Source organism: Nocardia flavorosea (assembly GCF_015477805.1).
Lineage (GTDB): Bacteria > Actinomycetota > Actinomycetes > Mycobacteriales > Mycobacteriaceae > Nocardia > Nocardia flavorosea_A.
Map to the genome: position 1 here is coordinate 88,809 of NZ_JADLQL010000002.1, position 16,215 is coordinate 105,023.

13 protein-coding genes and 1 pseudogene are annotated in these 16,215 nt (G+C 68.5%); 10 read left to right on the forward strand and 4 right to left on the reverse strand.

Annotation, left to right across the window (positions count from 1 at the left end):
* Window positions 1–32: 32 nt before the first annotated feature.
* From IU448_RS09435 to IU448_RS09445, 3 genes are all read left to right on the forward strand, one after another.
* Entirely contained in the window at window positions 33–1,673 is a 1,641-nt protein-coding gene (locus IU448_RS09435) for an acyl-CoA carboxylase subunit beta (protein WP_195055221.1), read from the forward strand.
* 112 nt (window positions 1,674–1,785) lie between these two features.
* Window positions 1,786–2,118 (forward strand): acyl-CoA carboxylase subunit epsilon, encoded by a 333-nt coding sequence (locus IU448_RS09440; protein ID WP_195055222.1) that lies wholly within the window; start codon window positions 1,786–1,788, stop codon window positions 2,116–2,118.
* A 25-nt stretch (window positions 2,119–2,143) separates the two neighbouring features.
* Window positions 2,144–2,791 (forward strand): Maf family protein, encoded by a 648-nt coding sequence (locus IU448_RS09445; RefSeq protein ID WP_195055223.1) that lies wholly within the window; start codon window positions 2,144–2,146, stop codon window positions 2,789–2,791.
* Here the strand turns inward: IU448_RS09445 and IU448_RS28810 are convergent.
* Window positions 2,717–3,682 (reverse strand): helix-turn-helix transcriptional regulator, encoded by a 966-nt coding sequence (locus IU448_RS28810; RefSeq protein WP_228812572.1) that lies wholly within the window; start codon window positions 3,680–3,682, stop codon window positions 2,717–2,719. The two genes, IU448_RS09445 and IU448_RS28810, sit on opposite strands and share 75 nt — an antisense overlap.
* Before the next feature lie 168 nt (window positions 3,683–3,850).
* Here IU448_RS28810 and IU448_RS09455 point away from each other — a divergent pair, with 168 nt between their 5' ends.
* From IU448_RS09455 to IU448_RS09465, 3 genes are all read left to right on the forward strand, one after another.
* Window positions 3,851–4,711: a sulfurtransferase gene (locus IU448_RS09455; protein ID WP_195055224.1), complete on the forward strand. Its 861-nt coding sequence runs from the start codon at window positions 3,851–3,853 to the stop codon at window positions 4,709–4,711.
* A gap of 684 nt (window positions 4,712–5,395) precedes the next feature.
* Window positions 5,396–7,183: an acetyl/propionyl/methylcrotonyl-CoA carboxylase subunit alpha gene (locus IU448_RS09460; RefSeq protein ID WP_195055225.1), complete on the forward strand. Its 1,788-nt coding sequence runs from the start codon at window positions 5,396–5,398 to the stop codon at window positions 7,181–7,183.
* Between the two features lie 145 nt (window positions 7,184–7,328).
* On the forward strand, window positions 7,329–8,273 hold the full coding sequence (locus tag IU448_RS09465) for a patatin family protein (RefSeq protein ID WP_324188553.1): 945 nt from the start codon (window positions 7,329–7,331) through the stop codon (window positions 8,271–8,273).
* Window positions 8,274–8,633: 360 nt separating this feature from the next.
* Here IU448_RS09465 and IU448_RS09470 read toward each other — a convergent pair whose 3' ends face one another.
* Complete coding sequence (locus IU448_RS09470) at window positions 8,634–10,169, reverse strand: aldehyde dehydrogenase family protein (protein WP_195055227.1); 1,536 nt, start codon at window positions 10,167–10,169, stop codon at window positions 8,634–8,636.
* A 113-nt stretch (window positions 10,170–10,282) separates the two neighbouring features.
* On the opposite strand from IU448_RS09470, the gene IU448_RS09475 reads away from it, so the two are divergent.
* Both IU448_RS09475 and lat read left to right on the forward strand, forming a co-directional pair.
* Window positions 10,283–10,735 carry an Lrp/AsnC family transcriptional regulator gene (locus tag IU448_RS09475; RefSeq protein ID WP_195055228.1) on the forward strand — a complete coding sequence of 151 codons (453 nt, stop codon included), beginning with the start codon at window positions 10,283–10,285 and terminating at the stop codon, window positions 10,733–10,735.
* Window positions 10,736–10,820: 85 nt separating this feature from the next.
* Entirely contained in the window at window positions 10,821–12,173 is a 1,353-nt protein-coding gene (gene lat / locus IU448_RS09480) for an L-lysine 6-transaminase (RefSeq protein WP_195055229.1), read from the forward strand.
* 37 nt (window positions 12,174–12,210) lie between these two features.
* Here lat and IU448_RS09485 read toward each other — a convergent pair whose 3' ends face one another.
* Window positions 12,211–12,570, reverse strand: coding sequence for a hypothetical protein (locus IU448_RS09485; RefSeq protein ID WP_195055230.1), 360 nt, complete (start codon window positions 12,568–12,570; stop codon window positions 12,211–12,213).
* Between the two features lie 890 nt (window positions 12,571–13,460).
* Between IU448_RS09485 and IU448_RS09490 the strand changes: the two genes are divergently transcribed.
* Window positions 13,461–15,302, forward strand: coding sequence for a serine/threonine-protein kinase (locus IU448_RS09490; RefSeq protein ID WP_195055231.1), 1,842 nt, complete (start codon window positions 13,461–13,463; stop codon window positions 15,300–15,302).
* Window positions 15,303–15,321: 19 nt separating this feature from the next.
* On the opposite strand, the pseudogene IU448_RS09495 reads toward IU448_RS09490, so the two are convergent.
* Window positions 15,322–15,924: pseudogene (locus IU448_RS09495) on the reverse strand (histidine phosphatase family protein).
* Window positions 15,925–15,972: 48 nt separating this feature from the next.
* On the opposite strand from IU448_RS09495, the gene IU448_RS09500 reads away from it, so the two are divergent.
* Window positions 15,973–16,212, forward strand: a complete 240-nt coding sequence (locus tag IU448_RS09500) for an antitoxin (RefSeq protein WP_195055232.1) — start codon at window positions 15,973–15,975, stop codon at window positions 16,210–16,212.
* Window positions 16,213–16,215 lie beyond the last annotated feature (3 nt).

Below are 16,215 nucleotides of genomic sequence, written 5' to 3' on the forward strand. Positions count from 1 at the left end.
CAGCGCGATACGGCTCTGGTTACACTCCGACCATGACGAGTGTCCAGCAGCAGCCCACGCCGGATTCGGCAGGTGCGCCCGATATCCACACCACCGCCGGCAAACTGGCTGACCTGCGGAATCGGCTGGAAGAGGCCCAGCATCCGATGGGTGAGGCCGCGGTCGACAAGGTCCACGCCAAGGGCAAGATGACCGCCCGGGAACGTATTCTCGCCCTGGTCGACGAGGGCTCCTTCGTTGAACTCGATGCCCTGGCCCGGCACCGCAGTGTCAATTTCGGTCTCGATAAGCAGCGCCCGCTGGGCGACGGCGTGGTAACCGGCTACGGCACCATCGACGGCCGCGAGGTGTGCCTGTTCAGCCAGGATTCGACCGTGTTCGGCGGCAGCCTCGGCGAGGTGTACGGCGAGAAGATCGTCAAGGTCATGGATCTGGCACTCAAGACCGGCCGCCCGCTGATCGGGATCAACGACGGTGCCGGCGCGCGCATCCAGGAGGGTGTCGTCTCGCTCGGTCTCTACGGCGAGATCTTCCACCGCAATATCCAGGCCTCCGGCGTGATCCCGCAGATCTCGCTGATTCTGGGCGCCGCCGCGGGCGGGCACGTGTACTCCCCCGCGCTCACCGACTTCGTCATCATGGTCGATCAGACCAGCCAGATGTTCATCACCGGACCGGACGTCATCAAGACGGTCACCGGCGAAGAGGTCACCATGGAGGAACTGGGCGGCGCTCACACCCATATGGCCAAATCGGGAACCGCGCACTATGTGGCTTCCGGCGAACAGGACGCCCTCGACTACGTCAAGGATCTGCTGTCCTACCTGCCCAGCAACAACCGGGCCGAAGCTCCGCGCTTCCCGGCGTCGGATCCGATCACCGGCGCGATCGAGGATTCGCTCACCGAAGAGGATCTCGAACTCGACACCTTGATCCCGGATTCGCCGAACCAGCCCTATGACATGCACGAGGTCATCCGCCGGCTGCTCGACGACGACGAATTCCTCGAGATCCAGGCCGAGCGGGCCATGAACATCATCGTGGGCTTCGGCCGGATCGACGGCCGCAGCGTCGGCATCGTCGCCAACCAGCCCACCCAGTTCGCCGGGTGCCTGGATATCGACGCCTCGGAGAAGGCCGCGCGCTTCGTGCGCACCTGCGACGCCTTCAACGTCCCGATCATCACCCTGGTGGACGTGCCCGGCTTCCTGCCCGGAACCGACCAGGAATACAACGGCATCATCCGGCGCGGCGCCAAACTGCTCTACGCCTACGGCGAGGCCACTGTGGGCAAAATCACGATCATCACCCGCAAGGCCTACGGTGGCGCCTACGACGTCATGGGCTCCAAGCATATGGGCGCGGATGTGAACCTGGCCTGGCCCACCGCGCAGATCGCGGTGATGGGCGCTTCGGGCGCGGTCGGATTCGTGTATCGCAAACGGCTCGCCGAGGCCGCCAAAGAGGGTGCTGACGTGGACAAACTGCGTCTGGAGCTGCAGAACGAGTACGAGGACACGTTGGTCAATCCCTACGTCGCCGCCGAGCGCGGTTACGTGGACGCCGTGATCCCGCCGTCGCATACGCGCGGCCAGATCGTCTCCGCCCTGCGACTGCTCGAACGCAAGATGGTGACCCTTCCGCCGAAGAAACACGGCAACATCCCGCTGTGATCCAGCGATACGCTCAATAAGCCGCACACTGATCGGTGGAAACCGGATCGGTGGAAGGTGATCGGGCCGAACTACGCGCGCCCGATCAAGGCAAGAGAGAGGATCTGGCACTGTGACGATCGTGGCAGAAGAAGAAGTATTGGCCGCAGCCGAACTGGACCTCGCCACCGGGGATCCGGCGGTCGATACCGTAAGCGCTGCCGATGCGAGCCCTGCCGCCGCGACGACCGATGGCCGGCAACCGTTCCTCGTCATCGAGAAGGGTGCGCCGAGCGACGCCGATATCGCCGCACTGGTCTGCGTGTTCACCGCTGCCGCCGCTGCGGCCGCGGCGCCCGCCGACAACGGGCCACAGGATCTGTGGGGCCGGCCGACCCTGCTGCATCGCGGTAGCTCGCCGTTCTCGCCGTACTCCTACCCGCAGCTGTCGCACCTGCGTTTCTGATATCGAACACAGGAGAATGCCGGACGTGACCCGCCTGGTCCTCGCTTCCGCGTCCCCGGCCCGCCGAGCGGTGCTGCGTGCCGCCGGTATCGAACCGATCGTCCGGGTGTCCGACGTGGACGAGGACGCCGTCGCGGCGGCACTGCCCGCCGATACCGGCCCCCGCGATATCGTCGTGGAACTGGCCCGGGCCAAGGCTCGCGCAGTGGCCGCCACTCTTGCCGGGAGCGGGCCCGGCCCGGACGAGGATCTCGTCGTAGTCGGTTGCGATTCGATGCTGCTGATCGGCGATGAACTCCAGGGCAAACCGCATACCGCCGAGGTGGCTCAGGCGCGTTGGCAGGCCATGGCCGGAAACAACGCCGATCTGCTGACGGGGCATTGCGTACTACGGCTGTGTTCCGGCGCGGTGACCGCGGAAGCCTTCGATTGCAGCGCGACCACGGTGCATTTCGGCAAACCGGACCCGGCCGAACTGGACGCCTATATCGCCACCGGCGAACCACTCCGGGTGGCGGGCGCCTTCACGCTGGACGGCCTGGGCGGCTGGTTCGTCGACCGGATCGACGGCGATCCGTCCAGTGTGGTCGGTATCGGGCTACCACTGCTGCGCCGACTGCTGCAGGAAGTGGGCGTCGGTATCGACCGGTTGTGGGCCGACGGCCGGGCCTGAACCCGCCGGCGAGCGCAATACCCGCCCGCCCTGCTGCCGCGCCGCGGGCGTGAGCGGTCCCGAGGCCGGCAGGACACCGCTGCCCGGCGCCGCCGACGCCGGTGGGAGCTGACTCCCCGGCCGCACCGCCTGTCCCGCCAGCCGCGACATCCCGGCCGCTTTACCCGCGGCCGCGTCGATCAGCCCCGGTTCGGCGGGGGCCCGCGACGGTCCGGAAACCGGGGTTTGTCCCGGGCCGGCGGCGGGCTCCGACGGTTCGGCGCGCCGCAATCGCACTTCACATATCTCATCGGCCACGAACGGGACGAGTTCGGCCTCCACCTTGCCCTGCGCGCCCGATTTCTCCAGGAGCTCCGCGAGCAGGCCACGATGCACCCCGCACACCACATCGGTGTGGGTACGTGCCAGATCCCGCAGGGGGCAGGCCGTCAGCCGGATCACCGCCGGGTCCTCGGTGTCGCGTCCCGCGCTGTCGCGTTCCGGGGCGAAACCCAGTTCCGACATGAGCGAAACGGTCCGGTCCTTCGCGTCCTGCACCGATTCGATCGGCTCGTCGGGTGTCTCGAGTTTGCCGCCCCAGGCGCGGCCCGCGGCCATCCCGGCGGCCGCCTGCTGCTCGGGGTCGGGGCCGAGCTGATCGGCGAGCGCCTGGGCCAGATCCTGGTAACCGATACTGCGCTGGACCGCGCGGTAGCCGATACGTGGACGGCCGCGCCCGCGGGGCGGCTGCTGGAACTGCCGGACCAGCGATTCGCGGGTGAGAATGTCCAGGTGGAAACGCACCGTGGTGACATGCTGACCGGTGATCTGCGCCAGTTGCTGGGCGTCGAGGGGAACGCTCGCGCTGCGGAGGATCGCGAGCAGGCGCCGGCGCGGCCAAGAATCAGACATAGCTCACCCCTCCTTCGGGGAGACTTTATCGGAGCCGTATGCGGCTAATTCGCCCATTGCACCGACTTTGTGCTCTGCAACAAGTTCACGTCAAGTCACACTTACTATCCACAGTGCGGCTCGAACCTGTCGTCAGCACTGCCCGCCTCCTGTGAAGGATCCTTGAACGTGCCCGTCGCCCCGGACCCATATCCCGCCTTCGGCTCGTACGCTTGCCCACACCGTTTGGTAACCACGCAATGGTTGTCGGCAAACCTCGGCACCCCCGGTCTGAAGATCATCGAATGTAATGCCGACGTCCTTCTCTACGGCATCGGCCATGTTCCGGGCGCAGGCAAGCTCGACTGGCGCAGCGATCTCGACGACCCCGTAACCCGTGACTATATCGACGGTGAGCGATTCACCGAACTCATGTGCTCCCAGGGCATCGAACACGACGACACCATCGTGCTGTACGGCAACGACGGTAACTCGCATGCCGCACACGCGCTGTGGGTTTTCACCATGTTCGGCCACGAGGATGTGCGGCTGCTCGACGGCGGACGCGACGCCTGGATCGCCGAGGCCCGCGATACCGTCTTCGAAACCCCCGAACCCACCCGCAGCCACTACCCTCGGGTCCATCGCGACGACGAAACCGTGCGCGCGTTCCGGGAAGACGTTCTCGAACAGCTCGGCACCGCCCTCGTCGATGTCCGCTCACCGCAGGAATACGCCGGTTTCACCAGCGACACCGACCCCGGCGGCGCCCTGCGCGGCGGGCATATCCCGACCGCCGTCAACATTCCCTGGACCAGCGCCCTGGGCCCTGACGGCCGTTTCCGCTCGCGCGCCGAACTCGACGCGGTCTACGGCCACCTCACCAGCGCCGACCCCCTCACCGTCTACAGCGGAGTCGGCGAACGCTCCAGCCATACCTGGTTCGTGCTGAAGTATCTGCTCGGCTGCGCCCCCGTCCGCAACTACGACGGTTCCTGGACCGAATGGGGCAACTCGGTCCGGATGCCCATCGCCACCGGCAGCGCGTAGTCCCCATGCGGGCGGACCGACTCGACCGGCGACGCCACCGAGTTCGGCGGTCACCCGGACGTTCGCGTTCGCGCACCGGCCGGCGCGCCCGGTGACGATACCGAACGCGCGCCCACTGAGATCCGAGCGGCTGCCACCCCCGAAATCCAACACAGCCGCCGACAGCGCCGACCCCGGCGAGTCCCCGACAAGTTCCGGCCCACGAACAACCCCGACACAACCGGCGACATTTTCCGGGCCGAGAGCGAGGCCCTCGAGGGTCCGGCCCGCAAACAATGTCAACGCACCCAGCGGCGAAGCCGGGCCGAGCGGGGCCCTGAAAGGTTCAGCCTCCGAAAACCCTACGCAACCAGCGGCGGAGCCCAGTCTTACGAGACCTTGAAAGGTTTCGACCGAGGGGCCGAAACCCCGCGCGCCACAGGCGCGCCGTCAACACTGTGATCTATCCCCCTACTACTCAGTAGGGCTATCCGAGTTCCGGCATTGTTGGCAGACTGCCTACACTGCCCAAGACATACATGTCGACCACGGGCGCGGAGCCCGCGCAGCGGATCCGCACCCACGGAAGCGGAGCCCACGAAGCGATCCGACCCATTACGGACCGGCGGACCCCGATCCGCGGGAGCGGAGCCGATACGCGGCCCATCCCGCACAGCGACCACAGAGATTGCAACAGGAGGCTCAGTGCCCAGCCATGCCAGCGCGCGGATCACGAAGGTACTCGTAGCTAACCGAGGCGAGATTGCCGTGCGCGTTATCCGGGCGGCCAAGGACGCCGGTCTCGGCAGTGTCGCGGTTTACGCAGAACCCGATGCCGACGCGCCCTTCGTCAAGCTCGCCGACGAAGCGTTCGCCCTGGGCGGGCAGACCTCGGCCGAGTCGTACCTGGTCTTCGACAAGATCCTCGATGCCGCGGCCAAGTCCGGCGCGGATGCCATCCACCCCGGTTACGGCTTCCTATCGGAGAACGCCGACTTCGCCCAGGCCGTCATCGACGCCGGGCTGATCTGGATCGGTCCCTCCCCGCAGTCCATTCGCGATCTGGGTGACAAGGTCACCGCCCGCCATATCGCCGAGCGTGCGAACGCGCCGATGGCGGCGGGCACCAAGGACCCGGTCAAGGACGCGACCGAGGTCGTGGAGTTCGCGAAGAAGTACGGCGTTCCGGTCGCGATCAAGGCCGCGTTCGGTGGTGGCGGTCGCGGTATGAAGGTCGCGCACACCATCGAGGAGATCCCCGAGCTGTTCGAGTCGGCAACCCGTGAAGCGGTGGCCGCCTTCGGTCGCGGCGAATGCTTCGTCGAGCAGTACCTGGACAAGGCCCGCCACGTCGAGGCCCAGGTGATCGCCGACCAGCACGGCAATGTGATCGTCGCCGGCACCCGCGACTGCTCGCTGCAGCGCCGTTTCCAGAAACTGGTCGAGGAAGCCCCGGCCCCGTTCCTGACCGACGAGGTGCGTGCCGAGATCCACGCCTCCGCCAAGCGGATCTGCAAGGAGGCCGGTTACTACGGTGCCGGCACCGTGGAATACCTGGTGCAGGGCGATACCGTGTCGTTCCTCGAGGTCAACACTCGCCTGCAGGTGGAGCACCCGGTCACCGAGGAGACCTCCGGCCTGGACCTGGTCCGCCAGCAGTTCCGGATCGCCAACGGCGAGAAACTGGAGCTCACCGAGGACCCGACCCCGCGCGGGCACTCCTTCGAGTTCCGGATCAACGGCGAGGACGCCGGCCGCGGCTTCCTGCCCGCCCCCGGCCCCGTCACCGCGTACTCCGAGCCGACCGGCCCGGGCGTGCGCGTGGACTCCGGCGTGGTGGCCGGCAGCGTGATCGGCGGCCAGTTCGACTCCATGCTGGCCAAGCTCATCGTCACCGGCGAGAACCGGACCCAGGCGCTGGAGCGGGCGCGGCGCGCGCTGGCCGAATTCCACGTCGAGGGCCTGGCCACGGTGATCCCGTTCCACCGGGCGATCGTGGAGGATCCCGCCTTCGTCGGCAACGGCGAATCGTTCGACGTCTACACCAAGTGGATCGAGACCGAGTGGAAGAACACCGTCGAGCCGTTCACCGGCGGGGCTCCCGCCGAATCGGACGAGGAACCGCGGCAGAAGGTCGTGGTGGAGGTCGGCGGCCGGCGGGTCGAGGTATCGCTGCCGGGTCAGTTCTCGATCGGTTCGGACGCTCCCGCGGCCGGCGGTGCGGTACGAAAGAAGCCGAAGCCGCGTAAGCGTGGGGGTGCGGGCGGCGGCGCCGCCTCCGGTGACGCGGTCACCGCGCCGATGCAGGGCACCGTCGTGAAGGTCGCTGTCGAGGAAGGCCAGTCGGTCGAGGCCGGCGATCTGATCGCGGTGCTCGAGGCCATGAAGATGGAGAACCCGGTGAACGCGCACAAGGCCGGCGTGGTCACCGGACTGAATGTGGCGGCCGGCGCCGCGATCACCCAGGGCACGGTGCTCGCCGAGATCAAGTAGTCCGGGCGGGTCGGGGGCACCTCGCGGGTTCACCGCGAACAAGTGCGCGACGGTATGCCGACAGCCGGGCCAACACTGGATGCACAGTGTCGCGGAGCGGGTGCGTGGTCGAGGCCACGCACCCGCTCCGGCGTATGGTGACCTGGTGAGCGCAGCACTACCGACGGTCGCGGAGGTGATCCGCGGCCGTTTCGCATCCGGAAGCCGATCCGACGGCCATCGACTGGTGCTCGTAGTCGAAGGCGGCGGCAGCCGCGGCGTGTACTCCAGCGGGATGGTGCACGCCCTGGAGGATCTCGGGCTAGCCCGGATATTCGATGCCGTCTACGGCACCTCGGCGGGCGCCATCAACGCCGCCTGGCTGCTGTGCGGGCGAGCGGGTCGCGGGTTGCATGCCTGGACCGACGCCGCGATCATGCGCCGGGCGATCGATCCGGCGCGGATGCTGCGAGGCCGGCCCGCCTTCGATCTGAACTACCTTGTCCACAAGGTCTACGACGGCCTGCACCCGATGGATTTCCCGGCGATCCTGGCGAACGAGACCACCTTCCATCCCATCGCCACCGATATCCAGACGGGCCTGCCGGTGGATCTGCACCCCTACATCGTGGACAAGTCGACGTTGAAGACCGCACTGCGCGCGTCCTCGGGTCTGCCGCTGCTGGCCGGTCCCCCGGTTGCGCTGGGCGGGCGCCGATACTTCGACGGCGGGCTCTCGGAAACCGTTCCGCTGCGCAGCGCCCTGAAGGCCGGCGCCACCCACGCGTTGATTCTGCGGACCCGCCGCGCAGACGAACACCGCCCGCCCCCGCCACGGCTGCACGACCTCGTCGGCGGCACCTATATGCGGTTCACCGCGCCCGGCGCCTACCGGGCCTGGAAACAGCGACCCGGCCAGCAGGCGCTCGAGGACGGGGTCATCGCCGGGATGGGCGCTGCCGCGCATCAGATCCACCCGCCCGCCGGGTCACCGGATATCAGCAGCGTCGAAACCGACCCGGGAATGCTCGCCCGCGGAATGGAAATCGGCCGCCGCGCCGTCGCCGACTTCTTCGCTGCACTGAGCCCCATCGCCGCCGAACCCGGCTGACGGCCACCGTATCCAGCAGGCGCCGGCGTGGTCCGGGCGGTCGTCCGGACCACGCGCCGCGGCCGTGGTGGCGCCGTGTTCGCGTGCTTCGCCGTGCAGCCATCCGCCGAGCCGCCGTCAGTCGTGCAGGGTTGCGGTTCCCGTCAGCGGCGCGGCGCGCAGGCGACGTTGCTGTCGTGGGCCGATCGGCCCGGGCCCCGTTCGCTTGCCCGGACGCCCGGGTCTCAGCGCTCCGGGAGCGGCGCGACCGCAGCGGGCAGCTCCCGGCCGACCCGGCGGACCTGATCGGGCTCACGGATCTGCCGGCAATCCGCGGCGTGAACCGCCTCCGGGATGCTTGCTGCCGGGCCCGATACGTGGTCAGTCGAAGCGGATGCCCTGGGCGAGCGGTAGGTCGCTGGAATAGTTGATCGTATTCGTGGCCCGGCGCATATACGCCTTCCACGCGTCCGAACCGGATTCGCGACCGCCGCCGGTATGTTTCTCGCCGCCGAAGGCACCGCCGATTTCCGCGCCCGAGGTGCCGATATTGACATTGGCGATACCGCAGTCCGAACCGTCCGCAGCCAGGAAGCGTTCGGCCTCGCGCTGATCGGTGGTGAATATCGCCGACGACAAACCTTGCGGCACCCCGTTGTGCAGGGCCAGAGCGGTTTCGAAGTCGTCGTAGGTGAGTACGTACAGGATCGGGGCGAAGGTTTCCTCGCGCACGATCTCGGTCTGGTCCGGCATCCGGACGATCGCCGGATGGGCGTAGCGGGCGGCGGGTCCGACCCCGTCGACCGTGACTTCGTGCCCACCGCAGACGAGCCGGCCGCCGTCGCGACGGGCCAGATCGAGTGCGTCACGCATCCGCTCCCATGCTTCGGGGCCGCTGAGCGGGCCCACCTGGACGCCGGCGTCCAGCGGATTGCCGATCCGCAGCTGCCGATAGGCGGCGGCCAGCCGCGTCAGCAGTTCGTCCGCGACCGCGGTGTGCACGAGCAACCGGCGCAGGGTCGTACAGCGCTGCCCCGCAGTGCCGACCGCCGCAAACACGATGGCGCGTACCGCCAGGTCCAGATCGGCCGACGGGGTAACGACCGCCGCATTGTTACCACCCAGTTCCAGCAGGCAGCGGCCGAACCGGGCAGCCACCCGCGGACCCACCTGGCGGCCCATCGCCACCGACCCCGTAGCGCTCACCAGCGCGACCCGTTCGTCATCGGCCAGTTGCGCACCGGCCGCACCGGTGCCGAGGATCAACTGGTGAATTCGCGGATCTGTCGCCGTGGTGCGGGCGGCGCGGCGTAAGAGGGCATGACAGGCCAGGGAAGTAAGCGGTGTCCGGTCCGACGGCTTCCACACCACGGTGTCGCCGCAGACCAGGGCGACCGCGGTATTCCAGGCCCAGACCGCGACGGGGAAATTGAACGCCGAGATCACCCCGGCCACGCCCAGCGGATGCCAGGTCTCCATGAGCCGGTGCCCGGGACGTTCCGAGGCCATCGTGTAGCCGTAGAGCTGCCGGGACAATCCCACTGCGAATTCGCAGATATCGATCATCTCCTGGACCTCGCCGCGCGCCTCGGCCGGGATCTTCCCAACCTCGAGGGTGATCAGCTCGGCGAGTTCGTCCTGGTGCCGCCGCAAGAGCACGGCCAGTTCCCGGACGACCGCCGCGCGCTGCGGCGCGGGGACGGTACGCCAGTCGCGGAATGCCGCGGCGGCCTCCGCTATCGCGGTTTCTATTTCGGCGGGGGTGCCGGGCCGCAGCTCGATGAGCACCTCGCCGGTGATCGGGCTGGGTACGGCCATCTCACCGGTGGGGGGCGGTTCGACCCCCAGAGCGTTCAGCAGGGCGGGTACCCGGTCGGCGAGCCGGACGGTTCGGGTCTCGCTGTCGATTTCGGTCATCGCGAACTCCTCGGGTTCGGCCGGACGAAATACGCTGTGCGAATGGCACGGCCGGAGAATGAACGTTCACAACTCCAGTTCCGGCAGTGTGCCCGCTACGTTAGCCTTCGCTGATGGCGGAAACACCGGCAAAACCGACCCTGGATGAGATCGATCGCCTGCTGATCCGGGAACTGATGGCCGACGGCCGGGCGACACTGTCCAATCTGGCCGAGAAGGCGAGCCTTTCGGTATCCGCCGTGCAGTCGCGAGTACGCAGGCTCGAGGCGCGCGGTGTGATCCGGGGCTACACGGCCAAAGTGGATCCCGAGGCGCTGGGGCAGTTGCTGTCGGCATTCGTCGCGATCACTCCTCTCGATCCGTCTCAGCCCGATGACGCACCCGCGCTGCTGCAGCATGTGCCGGGGATCGAGGCCTGCCATTCGGTGGCCGGCGAAGAGAGCTACATGCTGTTGGTCCGGGTCGCTTCGCCGCGGCACCTGGAGCAACTGCTGCAACAGATCCGGGCGACGGCCAATGTCCGCACCCGAAGCACCATCATCTTGCAGACATTCTACGAGAAGTAATTGATAACGTAACAAATCCTTCTTGTTATGGTTCTGTCAGGAAAATTTCCCGACAGAACGGAACGGGCTCCCGTACGGTCGGATTGTGACCATCGAACTGGAACGATCCGGCGCCGGCGGTGACACCGACCGCATCCCCGCGACCCGCGTCCACGAGACGCTGTCGGCGAATATGCTCGCCGACGGATTCGATCTGGTACTCGACCTCCCCGCCTCCTACGGCCGCCACCTGGTGGACGCCCGCGACGGCACCGACTACCTCGATATGTTCGGGTTCTTCGCCTCCAGCGCACTCGGGATGAACCATCCGGCACTGGCCGGGGACGCCGCCTTCCGGAACGAACTGACCACGGCCGCGGTGAACAAGCCGAGCAACTCCGATATCTACACCGTCGAGATGGCCCGGTTCGTGGACACCTTCGTCCGGGTGCTCGGCGATCCCCGGCTACCGCATCTGTTCTTCATCGACGGCGGCGCGCTCGCGGTGGAGAACGCGCTCAAAACCGCGTTCGACTGGAAGAGCCGGCACAACGAACTACACGGGCGCACAGCACTACCCGGCCGGGAAACCGGTGTCCTGCACCTGACCGGCGCATTCCACGGCCGCAGCGGGTACACCCTGTCGCTGACCAATACCGACCCGGTGAAGACCGCACGCTTCCCGGCCTTCGACTGGCCGCGGATCGAAACCCCGTGGCTCGGCGGAACCGCCGATATCGACCGCGCCGAACAGTCTGCGCTGGACCAGGCCGTACGCGCCTTCGCGGACCGGCCGAACGGAATCGCCTGTTTCCTGGCCGAACCCATTCAGGGCGAAGGCGGCGACCGGCATATGCGGCCGCAGTTCCTGCAGGCGATGCAGCGGTTGTGCCACGCCAACGATGCGCTGTTCGTCCTGGATGAGGTGCAAACCGGCGTCGGCGCCACCGGAACGGCCTGGGCTTACCAGCAATTGGACCTACAGCCCGATGTGGTCGCATTCGGGAAGAAGACCCAGGTATGCGGAATCATGGCGGGCGGACGGGTCGACGAAGTGCGCGATAATGTCTTCACCGTCCCGTCCCGGCTGAACTCCACCTGGGGCGGCAACCTGGCCGATATGGTCCGGGCCCGGCGGATACTCGAAGTCGTCGAACGCGACGGTCTGATCGAACGCGCCGCGGGACTCGGTGAACACCTGCAGGCGCTGCTGGGTGAACTCGCGCAGCGGCATCCCGCGGTGACCGATCCCCGCGGCCGGGGCCTCCTGTGCGCGATAACCCTGCCCGATACCGATTTCCGCGACTCGGTGCTCACCACACTGCGGGAACGGGAACACGTCCTGATGGTCGGCACCGGACCGCGCGGGATCCGCTTCCGGCCGCCGCTGACCGTGGAACCCGCGGAGTTGGACGCGGCGGTCGCCGCCCTGGACCGGGTACTACAGGATCGAGCCTGAGCGGTCGCAACGCATGTTCTTGCCGGAGGCTCGGCGATCAGCCGGCCGAACCGGCGACCGATTCGGGTCGTAGCCCGAGTGCGCCCGCCACGAACCGATGCACCGCCCCCAGCCCGGACTCCAGAGCGTTCTCGTGTCCCGGCCTCGACCAGCCGGATACGCGTGCGGCACCACCCGCTTCCGGCGCAACACCGATCTCCGCGACCAATTCCGCCGTGACGGGGTCGCACACCGCCCAGGAAAAATACGACTCATCGGCCCACTGTGCACTCCGCCGGACCACGTATTCCGGATCCGTTATCCCTCCGGCCAACAGCGCGGGCCGATCATCGACCCGTTCGTCGGCCCGCAATGCGCGCAGATACCACGCCCCCGCATTGATCTCGATCGGCTCCATCCGCCCACCCTGACATACCCACGCGACACCGCCCGGACGCCCCCGCAAAGCCGGGCACGAACCCCGCCCACAGCGGACGGGACGTATTCGTGCAGCGCGAGTCGTCATGGATCGATTCGCAGGCACCCGTACATCCTGGATCGGCGGCAGGCCGGTCAGCGCAGCTGTCCGGCGATGCGCCCGTGCCGGGGATCGCTGCGGCCCGGCCCCGCACATACTCGCCCGCATCCATCTCGATCGCATACACAGACCCGCCTCGGGCTCCGCCGAGGAACCCGCGGCGACACCCGATGCGAAAAGCCGGTCCCGATCTCAGCGGTGCCCCGCATCGGTATCCATAGCTCAGCGGAACGCGTCGGGAGCACCCCGGCCACCGTGGCCGAACCGGCAACCACCGTGCTGTTCGACGGATCGGTCGATCGGATACTCGACGAACGCGCCAGGGCCTCAGCCACCGCCGCTCACGGCAGTACGCAGCTCCCATCATCGATAGCTCCTCCGCAAGCGGACGGCTCTCCGACCTTGCCGTGCCCCGAGACCTCATGTTCACCGCCGGAACCGGCCGCAGTGCTGTGAATAATCCGGCCGCGCCCGTCTGCTCGGGCCGGCCGGGGCCGCGCGAGATTTCGCGTACCGGTCGAGGCACAGCCGCACTCGCGCGGCCGGCGCCGTCGCACTCGCCGCGGCCGCGCGGAGATCACCGACGCCGGCGGAGCATCCAACCGCCGGTGCCCGGCACTGCGCCCCCGGGCGCTCACTCGGTGCGACCGGTCACGCTGTGCCGGGTGGCCGGACACTATTAGGGTCTGAGTACAGTCCGGGCGCCGCACGGCCCCGGAGCACCGCGCCCGCCGCGACCCGCGGCCGCGACGGTGACAGGAAGGATGGGCATGGCTGGGCAGCGACTGGGCCCCTACCGGCTCGAACGGCTGCTCGGGCAGGGCGGTATGGGCCAGGTGTGGCTGGCGCACACCGATCCCACGGGTGGGCGGCCGGGGCGGAAGGTCGCACTGAAACTGCTGCCCGCCGAGCTCGCGGCCGACCCGACCTATCGGAGCAGGTTCGAACGGGAGGCCGAGCTCGCCGCCCGGCTGCGGGACCGGCATCTCGTTTCGATCCACGCGCACGGTGAGCTGGACGGCCGGCTGTTCATCGAAATGGAGTACGTCGAGGGTGAGGATCTGTCGCGGATCCTGCACCGCGGGCCGCTACCGCCGGAACGGGCCGTCGATATCGTCGCGCAGACAGCGGCCGCGCTGGATGCCGCGCACCGGGCGGGTTTGGTGCACCGGGATGTGAAACCGTCCAATATCGTCATCCGGCGAGATGGTCTGGTGTACCTGATCGATTTCGGTATCGCGCACGGTGCCGGCAGTACAGCGCTGACCGCATCGGGTCTGGCGGTGGGCACCTGGGCGTACATGGCGCCGGAACGATTCACCGGCAGTACCGATGCCCGGGCGGATATCTATTCGCTGGGCTGTGTGCTGTTCGAATGTCTCGCCGGTATCCGGCCGTTCGGCGATACCGACCCGGCACGGCAGATGCACGACCATCTCACCACCACTCCGCCCAGTGTGCGGGCACTGGTGCCGGGCATCCCGGACCGGCTGGACGCGGTGATCGCCCGCGCGCTGGCCAAGGAACCCGGTGACCGCTTCGCATCGGCCGGGGAGTTCGCCCGGGCCGCGGCGGCGGCCGTGTCGGCTCCACCGAGCCAGAGCCCGCCGCGTACGCCGGTACCCGCCGAGCATCCCGGCGTCCGCCACTACGAACTCGACGCGAGTCCGGCGGCTACCCGCAGCTATGAACCACCGGACCTGCCCGCCACCCGCCGGTACGAAACCCCGCCGCCCGCGGACGCCCACCATGACGTACCCGGCCCGAATCCGAGAACTCGCCGCTATGAGCCCGGCGCGAGTCCGGCGGGCACGCGCCGATCCGAGGCGGCCGCGCCGTCTCCGGGGACCCGCCCCTATACCGGTCTCGCCGGGGCCGGCGCCGCCCACGAGGCGGCCGGCCCCGGCCATCCACCGACCCGGGCATACACCCGGCTGGAAACCGGGCACGCCCCCGGCAGCGCACCGCGCGGCGGGGAAATGTCGCATGCCGGAGCCCGGCCGGTCGCGCCGGCTCGCCCGGCGCCCCGCACCCCGGCGCCACCCGCCCGGCGTACGCCGCGGGTCCGTCCGGCGGCCCGGCCCCGGCGACGTAAGAGCCGCCTGCGCAGGCTGGTGCTGTGGTCGATCGTGCTGGTGGCGATACCGCTGTTCCTGATCGGCGGGTGCATGGCGGCGCTGGTGCAGGGCGTGGGATCGATCGAGGTCTTCTCCGGCGACGACCGGCCCACCGCAGCCACAGGCACCGCGGTCCGCGACGGCAATTTCGAGTTCGTTGTGCGGAATGTGGAATCCGATGTGCCCACGATCGGTTTCGACCGCGCCCAGGGCATGTTCGTGGTGGTGAGTTTCACCGTCCGCAATATCGCGGCCGAACCGAAGACCTACACGCCGCTGGGTCAGGAACTGCACGATACGGCCGGCGGCAAGTTCGGCCCGGACGTGACCGCCACCGCCCAGCGCGCCGCCACCGCCGCCGCCCCGCGCACGCTGCAACCGGGTGAATCACTGGGTACACACCTGGTGTACGAGGTGCCCGCCGAATCAGTACCGGCGAGTATGACCTTCCGCGATTTCCCGTTCTCCCTCGGCACCTCGGTCGCGCTGGGCTGACACTGCCGGGGTCCGCCGGCTACGGCAGTCGCAAGGTCCACGCGTCGCGGTGGTGCAGCCGGGTCCGGCTGCCCGGTGCCACATCGATACGCCAGAATGATGCGGTCGCGGCGTCCAGGGCCGGCACCAGCGCGGCCCGGATCACGGCGGGATGGGCTACCGCGATCGTGGTGGCCGCCGGTGCGGCGGCGAGATCGGCGAGCCGACCGCGGGACCCGTTCGAGCAGGTCCAGCACCGATTCACCGCCGTGCCCCCGGAATCCGGGATCGGTCCGCCAGTGCCGGAACTGCTCCGGCGCGAGAGCGGCGAGTTCCGCGCCGCGCCACGCACCGGCGTCAAGATCGCGTAACCTGGACAGTGGCGCGGCGTCCAGGCCGAGCAATCGGGCAGTCTCTCTGGTTCGCCGCTCCGGGCCCACCAGCACCTGTGCGCCCGCCGGTGGCTCGAAACGCCCGGCCCGCCGGTGCCGCCCGCCCTGCCGGGTGAGCGGTTCGTCGGCCGGGAAACGTGCCGCCTCAGCGCCGCGGTGACACCGTGGGAGATCGACTCGAGTTTGCGAACACCAGGCACCGTCGCAGCATAGAAACATCGAACTGTCACCGGTCGCCGGCTCGGATCCATCGCCGGCTCCCGGCCCGTCGTGCCCCCGCGAGCAGGAGGTGATCGAGGATGACAGATATTCTGATCCGTGCCGTGCCCGGCGCAGTAGTCGACGAGATAGACCGGCAAGCTCAAGCCCTCGGGATATCCCGGACAGCGTTCCTCCGCCGCCGCCTCGACCGGGAATTCCGGCCGGTCGGTGGGGTGAGCACCGCCGATCTGGTTCGCCTGGCCGAATTGATCCGCGATTCCGGACCTCCCGAGATCACCGACGAGGATCCCGAACTGGTCGACGGCAGCCGGCCCTGAACA

Bases quoted from the DNA above. Each gene is read 5' to 3' on its own strand.
- IU448_RS28810 (WP_228812572.1), bottom strand. From the start codon at position 3,682: ATGTCTGATTCTTGGCCGCGCCGGCGCCTGCTCGCGATCCTCCGCAGC.
- IU448_RS09435 (WP_195055221.1), top strand. From the start codon at position 33: ATGACGAGTGTCCAGCAGCAGCCCACGCCGGATTCGGCAGGTGCGCCC.
- IU448_RS09485 (WP_195055230.1), bottom strand. From the start codon at position 12,570: ATGGAGCCGATCGAGATCAATGCGGGGGCGTGGTATCTGCGCGCATTG.
- IU448_RS09500 (WP_195055232.1), top strand. From the start codon at position 15,973: ATGACAGATATTCTGATCCGTGCCGTGCCCGGCGCAGTAGTCGACGAG.
- IU448_RS09490 (WP_195055231.1), top strand. From the start codon at position 13,461: ATGGCTGGGCAGCGACTGGGCCCCTACCGGCTCGAACGGCTGCTCGGG.
- IU448_RS09470 (WP_195055227.1), bottom strand. From the start codon at position 10,169: ATGACCGAAATCGACAGCGAGACCCGAACCGTCCGGCTCGCCGACCGG.
- IU448_RS09475 (WP_195055228.1), top strand. From the start codon at position 10,283: ATGGCGGAAACACCGGCAAAACCGACCCTGGATGAGATCGATCGCCTG.